Raw genomic sequence first — 7423 nt, forward strand, 5'->3', positions numbered from 1 at the left:
CCCGGAGGGAACCCGCTTGACCTCAATCTTGGTTGAGGTTGAAAGGTGATCGGTACACACACCCCGTACCGACCCCCGGAGGCCACCATGCCCCGCCGACCGCACGTACACCCCGAGCTCGACAACCCCGAGGTGGGCGCACCCTTCTTCAGTACCTGGAAGGTGGGAACGCCCCTCCGGCAGCGGCAGACCGTCGACGCCGTCGCCGCCACCTGGAAGCGCAGGCCCTGGCCCGCCGAGGGCCTGCTCGGTTACCACGTCTACACCGGCCTGGACGGCTCAACCCTGCTCCACTACTCACAGTGGGCCGACGAACAGGCGTACGAGGCATTCGTGCGGACGCAGCGGCAGGAGCGCGTCGACGAGATCGACACCGCCGTGCCGGGCATCGAGCGCCAGTGGCTCGGACGATACCGGCGGTACCGCAGCCTGACGCGGGACGAGGCGCCGGTGCCGGGCTGCGTCGTGATCGTCGACATCGAGTTCGATGGCCCCGACCCCGATCGGCAGCGCGCCTGGGTCGACGCCGTGGTCGAGGCCCTCGAAAGCGAGCCGACCCCGCACCCCGGTGGCATCTCCGCCCACTTCCACCTCTCCACCGACGGCACCAGGGTCCTCAACTACGCCGAGTGGGAGACCGCCCAGGCCCACATCGACGCCCTCGCCGCACCCGGGGACGGCATCGGCACGCCCGGGGCCCGCGAGCAGTGGGAACGGGTGCAGACATGGCCCGGACTGAAGGGCAGCACGGTCAGCCGGTACAGCCACGCCCTCGGTCTCGTCCCCGAGTGACCCGCCCGTAGCAGTCGGATTCCGGGTTCACCCGCCACCCACTCACTCACCCGCCCAACCTCCCACCGAAAACTCTGACCGTCTGGACAAAAAAAGTTTTCGGTGGGAGGGTGGAGCCATGTTGGACGTGACCGTGATCGAGGACCCGGAGGCGGCAGCCGTCTCGCTGGACCCCATACGGGCCCGCCTGCTCGCCGAACTGGCGGCCGGCCCCGCGTCGGCCGCCATGCTGGCCGGCAAGGTCGGACTGCCCCGGCAGAAGGTGAACTACCACCTCAAGGCCCTGGAGCGGCACGGCCTGGTGGAGCTGGCGGGCGAACGCCGCAAGGGCAACGTCACCGAGCGGCTGATGCGGGCGACCGCCGCGTCGTACGTCATCTCGCCCCTCGCGCTCGCCGCCCTGCAACCCGACCCGGACCGCTTCCGGGACCAGCTCTCCGCCCGCTGGCTGCTCGCGCTCGGCGCCCGGCTGGTCCGGGACGTCGGCACCCTGATCAGGGGGGCGACGAAGGCCCGCAAGCGACTCGCGACGTACGCGCTGGACGGCGAGGTCCGCTTCGCCTCGGCCGCCGAACGGGCCGCGTTCATCGAGGAGTTGACGGCGGGCATGAGCGCACTGATCCGCAAGTACGACGCGCCCGACGCCGAGGGCGGCCGCGATCACCGGATCGTCGTCGCCGTACACCCCACGGTCAAGGACCAGCAACCCACCCAGGAACTCGAGCAGTAGGACCCAGGAGCCAGCCATGTCCAAGGAATTCGAGATCGCCCGCGAGTTCGAGGTCGACGCCACTCCGCAGGAGGTGTGGGAGGCGATCACCACCGGAACCGGAGGCTATCTGTGGCCGATGGAGCCGCCCGAGCCGCGTGTCGGCGGCAAGGGGCCCTTCGGGTCCAAGGTCACCGCCTGGGACCCGCCGCACCGCTACACCAACCGGGTCGAGGACGTCGAGGGAATCTCCGAGCAGACCCTGAACCAGCTCGACTACACCGTCGAACCGAGAGACGAGGGCCGCCGCGCCTGGGTGCGGTACGTGCACAGCGGCATCTTCGTCGACGACTGGGACAACCAGTACGACGGCGCCGCCAAGCACACCGACTTCTATCTGCACACCCTGCGGGAGTACCTGACCCACTTCGCGCCGCGGCCCGCCGCTTTCGCCACCTTCGACGGACCCGAGGCATCGAAGGCCGCCGACGCCCTCGCCACCGTGGGACGGGCGCTCGGTGTCGGGGAGGACGTGGCCGCCGGCGCTCGCGTGACGGTCCGAGGGCCCGACGAGTTCGACGCGGTGGTCGACTTCCGCAACCCGTACTTCATCGGCCTGCGGACGGACCGGGGCCTGACCCGCTTCTTCGGGCGCAACCACTGGGGCTACCCGGTCGGCATCTCCCTGCACGACTTCACACCGGGCACCGACATCAAGGAGTGCGAAGCCGCCTGGCAGGGCTGGCTGAACGGCGTGTTCAGCCAGCCCTGAGGACGGCCGCCGACTGACCCAGACTGACCGCCGGCTACGGCCGGAACCGCAGCACCTGCGGGTCGTGGTCGCTGATCTGGTCGTTGAACTCCGAGTTGATGTGCACGCTGTCGTACGCGAACTCGCAGGAACGCCGGATCGACGGGCTGATCAGGATCTGGTCGAGGACCTGGCTGTTGCCCTGGTAGTCGTAGGTGTACCGCTCGCTCTTCGGCAGGGACTTGATCGCCGACCACAGGGCGCCGCCGTCCTCCAGGAGGCCCACGGTGTCGGAGAACTCGAAGTCGTTGATGTCGCCGAGGGCGATGACGTCCGCGTTCTTCTGGGCCGCCAGGACCTCCTTGACGAACGTGTTCACCGCGGTCGCCTGGAGGTGACGCTGGGTCTCCGAGCTCCGCGTCGGCGGCTGGTACTGCGCGTGCAGCGCCTGGTCGCCGCCCTTCGACGCGAAGTGGTTCGCGATCAGGAAGACCGTCTTTCCGCGGAAGGTGAACTCGCCGACGAGCGGCTTGCGGCTGTTCTTCCAGGCGTCGTTGGCCGGGTCGATACGGCCGGGGGAGACGGTCAGCTGCGCCTTGCCGCGCACCTTCGTCACCCCGACCGCCGTGGTCGCGTCGCCGCCCGCGCGGTCGGTGAAGGAGACCCGCTCGGGGTTGAACAGGAACACCTGGCGGATGTTGCCGCCCGGCTCACCACCGTCCGCCAGGTCGACCGGGTCGATGGACCGCCACTCGTACGCGGGCCCGCCGGCGGCCTTGATCGCGTCGACCAGCTTCTTCACCGTCTGGTCGGCGGCGACCGTACCGTCGTTCGTCGCGCCGTTGTTGTCCTGGATCTCCTCCAGGGCGACGATGTCGGGCGACTGGAGGTTGTTCACGATCGCGTGCGCGTGGTCCGCGAAGGTGCCGTCGGACGGGTCCAGGTTCTCGACGTTGTAGGTCGCCACCGCCAGCTCGCCGCGCGACTGCTTGCGGGTCGTCTCGCGCTCCAGGCCGCCCTGCTCCAGGGTGCCGAGCCGGCTCGCGACCAGCGTGTAGCCGCCGAACTGGTTGTAGTCCAGCGGGCCGGCCGTGGTGCCCGCCAGGGTGTCGCCCACGTTCGCCTTCGGGAAGTCGGCGACCGCGCCCAGCGACTGGATCTGCAGCCGGCCGGTGTTCTGCGAGGTGTAGGAGCCGTAGACGGTGCCACCGCGCCGGTTCGCGTTCTCGCGCGGCTTCACCGTCACCCACAGCTCGGTGAACGGGTCGGTGGCGGTCACCACGCGGGCGTCGGCGACCTGGACGTTCATGCCCTCCAGGGACTCGTAGTAGTCCAGGGCGTACTCCCTGGGCCGCAGGACCAGGCCGTTGACCGAACCGCTCGCGGCCGTGTCACCGGCCGGCGCGTACGCGGCCGGCACCGACTTGGCGTCCACGACCGTGGCGGCCGGAACGGCGTTGCCGCTGGAGACCACCGTCACCGTCGGGCGGGAGATCTCCGTCAGGGACTGGTTTCCGGTCGACGTGCCGCCCGGTACGAATTCGGTCACCGTGCCGGAGACGGTGACCGAGTCACCGACGGCGACCCTCGGGGTGGAGCTGGTGAAGACGAAGACGCCTTCACTCGTGGCCGGGTTGTCGTCCGCCTGAGGGTCCTGGATCCAGAAACCCCGCGACGAGCCGTAGGTCCGTACACCCGTGACGATGCCCGCCACGTTCGTGACCTGCTGGCCGGCCAGCGGGGATATCCGGGTGGTGCCCTGGATGTCATGGATGCGCACGGTGTCCGCGTGGGCGGTGCTGGTGACCACCACGGCGGACGCCGCGGAACAGGCGACGGCGACGGTGAGCGCGGCGATGCGCGCGGTTCTCCTGCTCGGCAAGGGAATCCCTCCGGGGACGTGCGTGGGCGCCGGGACGAGAGTGGAACGAGGGGCGAAACGCAACCGGTGGGGCGGTGGCGACGCGCGTAGAAACGGGGCGGGCAGCCGTGCGGAGCTACTCATGGCTACTCATGGGTTTCTACGCGCGTCAATCTCCTGCCTGCTCACGTCAGTTGTCAAGGTTTCAGCCATGTACGGCTCCTGACGGGACCGTGAACAGGGCGGCATGGGTGGAAACCCGTCTAGGCTGAGTCGCTGCTGGGTGTTACGGGACGGTCGCCGGGTCTCGTGGGTCCGGAGACGGCCGCGGTGCCTGGTGCGCGTTCTGCTCGCCCTGTTTGTTCGTGCTTGACTGCTAGTAGTGCCGTTAGTGGTGCCGTCCATGCCGTAGCGCGCTGGCTCACGGTGGTTCCTGCCGAGATGTCGAGGTGCCGAGGCGTCGCGGTGCCCGTCATGTCCGTCCGGAGGAGAAACCAGCCGATGTCAGACAGCTCCACCCTGCCGCCGGTGCGGTTGCACTCCGAAGCGGAGCTGGCGCGGGACGCGCTCGCCACACCCCTCCTCTCGCGCGCCGCGCGGCTGGCCCGCTGGGCCGGACCGGAGACGCGTGTGGGCGCTGGGGGCGAGCTGATCGACGAGCAACTGCCGCAGGCCGCCGCCGAACTGGGCCTCACCGGCGAGGACGCGGCGGCCTACGCGAGCGAGGCCTGGCGGGTGGCCGTCGACACCGGGCTCGTGGAGATCGTCGACGAGGAGGAGGGCACCGTCACCGCGGGCGCGGACCTGCGCACGCTCACCTCCGGAGGACCCCAGGACGTGCTCGCCGTCTGGCTCGGAGCGCTGGAGACGGTCCTGGCCGACGCGACCGTGCCCGACCTCGACGACTTCGTCGACGCCATGGCCGAGGGTGGCCAGGTCGACCTCTCCGAACTGGACTGGGACCCCGAGGCGGAGGCGGAGTTCCTCGACGGGGTGCTCGGCAACCTCTACCTGCTGACCGTGAGCGAGGACGGGCCCGGCGACAGCCCGCTGCCGCTGCCCGCCCTCGCCGCGTCGATGATCGTCCCCGACGACATGGGGGAGCCCACCAACGACGTGTTGGAACAGGTGTCGGACGCGATGATGCGGCTCGACGACCAGTTCCGGCTGCTGGAGCCGGTCGGGCTCGTCGCGTACCGGCCGGTCGACGAGGCGCTCATGGCGGACACGGGGGACGCTGTCGGCGACACCGACGGCGGCACCGACGGCGAGGCCTTCCCGGCCGTCGACGAGACGGACGTCACGCGGTACGGCATGGTGCGGCTGACCCCGCTCGGGCTGTACGGGCTGCGCGCCCGGCTGCTGGAGGCCGGTGTTCCGGCGCCCGCGGTGGGCGATCTCGCGGACAAGGGTGCCGATGCGCTGCTGGACGGCACGGCCGTCTTCCCGCAGGCGGCCGCGCAGGCGGAGACGGAGCAGTGGCTCGCCCGCCGTGAACCGCTGGCCGCGGCGCGTGAGTTGCTGGCCGCCGCGCGGGGGGCCGACACGGGCGCCCCGCTCCGGCGCCTCCGCTGTCAGCAGGCGCTGTCCCTCGTGGGTCCCTCGGCCGAGCCCGCGCTCCGTGAGGTCCTCGACGACGCGGAACTCGGTGGGCTCGCGCGGGTCTGGCTCACCGAGCGGGGTGCCGCGGATGTGCCCGCGCCGTCCGAGGCCATGGTGTTCTGGCTGACCGTCGACACGGTGGCCGCGCAGTTGGCCGCCGAGGGCAACTCGGTGGAGCTCCAGGCGCTCGTGGAGGGGCTCGCTCAGCAGCACGGCGGCTTCTTCGCGGCGGCCTGGCGTGTCGATCACCCGGCGACTCCGGACGTGCTGGAGGCGATGGGGCGCCTCCACCCCGACAAGAAGGTCGCCAAGGAGGCCCGCAAGGCGGCGTTCAAGGCGCGGTCCCAACGGGGGGATTGAATCCTCCCTTCCCTACTGTAGGGAGGGGATTTCTGGCTCAGGCTGCCTCCTGGAGCAGCGCTCCAGGAGGTCTTGTGCCATCAGCACCAGCCGGGTTGAGACCAGCCCGGACGAGCATGACGCGTGCGGAGTTCTTGTCCCGTGGGGACACGGATCCGCATGCGGTGCAGGTGTAGGTGCGCTCACCCAGCGGCTGGGGGTCCCCCCACGCCCTTAAGGCAGTGGGGGAGATGCTTGGCTCTCGCATCGCAGTGCGCGCAGTCCATCGTGGTGTGCGCGGGGTGTACGAGGCGGATGTCCCGCCCGTGTTTGCGGCCCATCTCGATCAGGGCGGCCTTGGTGGCGCCGATGGCGGCGTCGGCGGCCTTGCGGGCCATGGTGGTCTTGGCCAGGAACTTCGGGCGGAAGTCCTCGACAGCGAAGGTGTCGTAGTCGCGGACCACCTTCTTGGCCCACTTGCGACCGGTGTCCTCACGTTGCCTCGCGACCTTCTTGTGCGCCTTCGCCCGCAGTTTCTTCGCCTCGCGGTAGCCCTTCGATCCGGATTGGCCCTTCTTCGGCTTGCGGCGGGCCATCATCCGGTCGTAACCGGTCAGCTTCGCCTGCGCCTTCTTGCCGTGTTCGGCGTGCGGCAGGTCGTGCGCGTCGGACGTGGTGGTCGCGGTCTCCTTCACGCCCCAGTCGATGCCGAGTTCGCGGCCGGTCTTCGGCAGGGGCTGGATTTGGGCGGGGACGACGAAGGAGCAGTACCAGTGCCCGAGGCTGTCCTGGTACACGCGCACTGAGGACGGCTCCCCCGGCAGATCCCGCGACCACACCACGCCCACGGCGATGCCGCCCGCCAGGTGCAGCCGGCCGTTCTTCAACCGAAATCCACGCTTTGTGTAGTTGAGGGTCGGTAGTGCCTCGCGTTTGGTCTTCCACTTCGGCATACCGGCCCGGCGCGCCATGGGCAGGCGTTTTTGGATGTCCTTGTGCGCCTTAGCGCGGGCGCGGCCGAAGTCGCGGATGACCTGCTGCTGGACAACCGATGAGCCCTCCCGCAGCCACGGTGTACGGGCGCGGGCTTCGGTCAGCATCCGATCGAGCTGAGCCGGGCCGCACGTGGCCTTCTGGCCGGTCCACTGGTTGTGCAGGTGTACGGCCCTGGACTTGGCGACGCATTCGTTCCACACCCACCGGCATCGGTCCGACTCCGCCTCCAGGACGGTGCGGGCAGTGGACGACACACGCAGCCGGTAGGTGTACCGGGCATGCCCAACCTCCACAGCCGCCCTCACCTGCACCATCCCCCCTCACGGCCCCGCCCGGGACACCGCGCCATCGCGAACCCTGCGAAGGACCATAC

The 7423-nt window shown here is 70.0% G+C and carries 5 protein-coding genes and 1 pseudogene; 4 read left to right on the forward strand and 2 right to left on the reverse strand.

Annotated elements, in window-relative coordinates:
• Positions 1 to 87 precede the first annotated feature (87 nt).
• The 3 genes from FNH08_RS39645 to FNH08_RS39655 all read left to right on the forward strand — a co-directional run bounded on the left by FNH08_RS39645 (position 88) and on the right by FNH08_RS39655 (position 2273).
• Positions 88 to 792 (forward strand): antibiotic biosynthesis monooxygenase, encoded by a 705-nt coding sequence (locus tag FNH08_RS39645; protein ID WP_152776372.1) that lies wholly within the window; start codon positions 88 to 90, stop codon positions 790 to 792.
• Positions 793 to 910: 118 nt separating this feature from the next.
• Entirely contained in the window at positions 911 to 1522 is a 612-nt protein-coding gene (locus FNH08_RS39650) for an ArsR/SmtB family transcription factor (RefSeq protein WP_152776373.1), read from the forward strand.
• A 16-nt stretch (positions 1523 to 1538) separates the two neighbouring features.
• Positions 1539 to 2273, forward strand: coding sequence for an SRPBCC family protein (locus FNH08_RS39655; RefSeq protein WP_152776374.1), 735 nt, complete (start codon positions 1539 to 1541; stop codon positions 2271 to 2273).
• 34 nt (positions 2274 to 2307) lie between these two features.
• On the opposite strand, the gene FNH08_RS39660 is transcribed toward FNH08_RS39655, so the two are convergent.
• Positions 2308 to 4134: an endonuclease/exonuclease/phosphatase family protein gene (locus FNH08_RS39660; RefSeq protein ID WP_152776375.1), complete on the reverse strand. Its 1827-nt coding sequence runs from the start codon at positions 4132 to 4134 to the stop codon at positions 2308 to 2310.
• A 480-nt stretch (positions 4135 to 4614) separates the two neighbouring features.
• Between FNH08_RS39660 and FNH08_RS39665 the strand changes: the two genes are divergently transcribed.
• Positions 4615 to 6075 carry a hypothetical protein gene (locus FNH08_RS39665; protein WP_152776376.1) on the forward strand — a complete coding sequence of 487 codons (1461 nt, stop codon included), beginning with the start codon at positions 4615 to 4617 and terminating at the stop codon, positions 6073 to 6075.
• 37 nt (positions 6076 to 6112) lie between these two features.
• On the opposite strand, the pseudogene FNH08_RS39670 reads toward FNH08_RS39665, so the two are convergent.
• Positions 6113 to 7364: pseudogene (locus tag FNH08_RS39670) on the reverse strand (RNA-guided endonuclease InsQ/TnpB family protein).
• Positions 7365 to 7423 lie beyond the last annotated feature (59 nt).

Source organism: Streptomyces spongiae (assembly GCF_009377185.1).
GTDB lineage: Bacteria > Actinomycetota > Actinomycetes > Streptomycetales > Streptomycetaceae > Streptomyces > Streptomyces spongiae.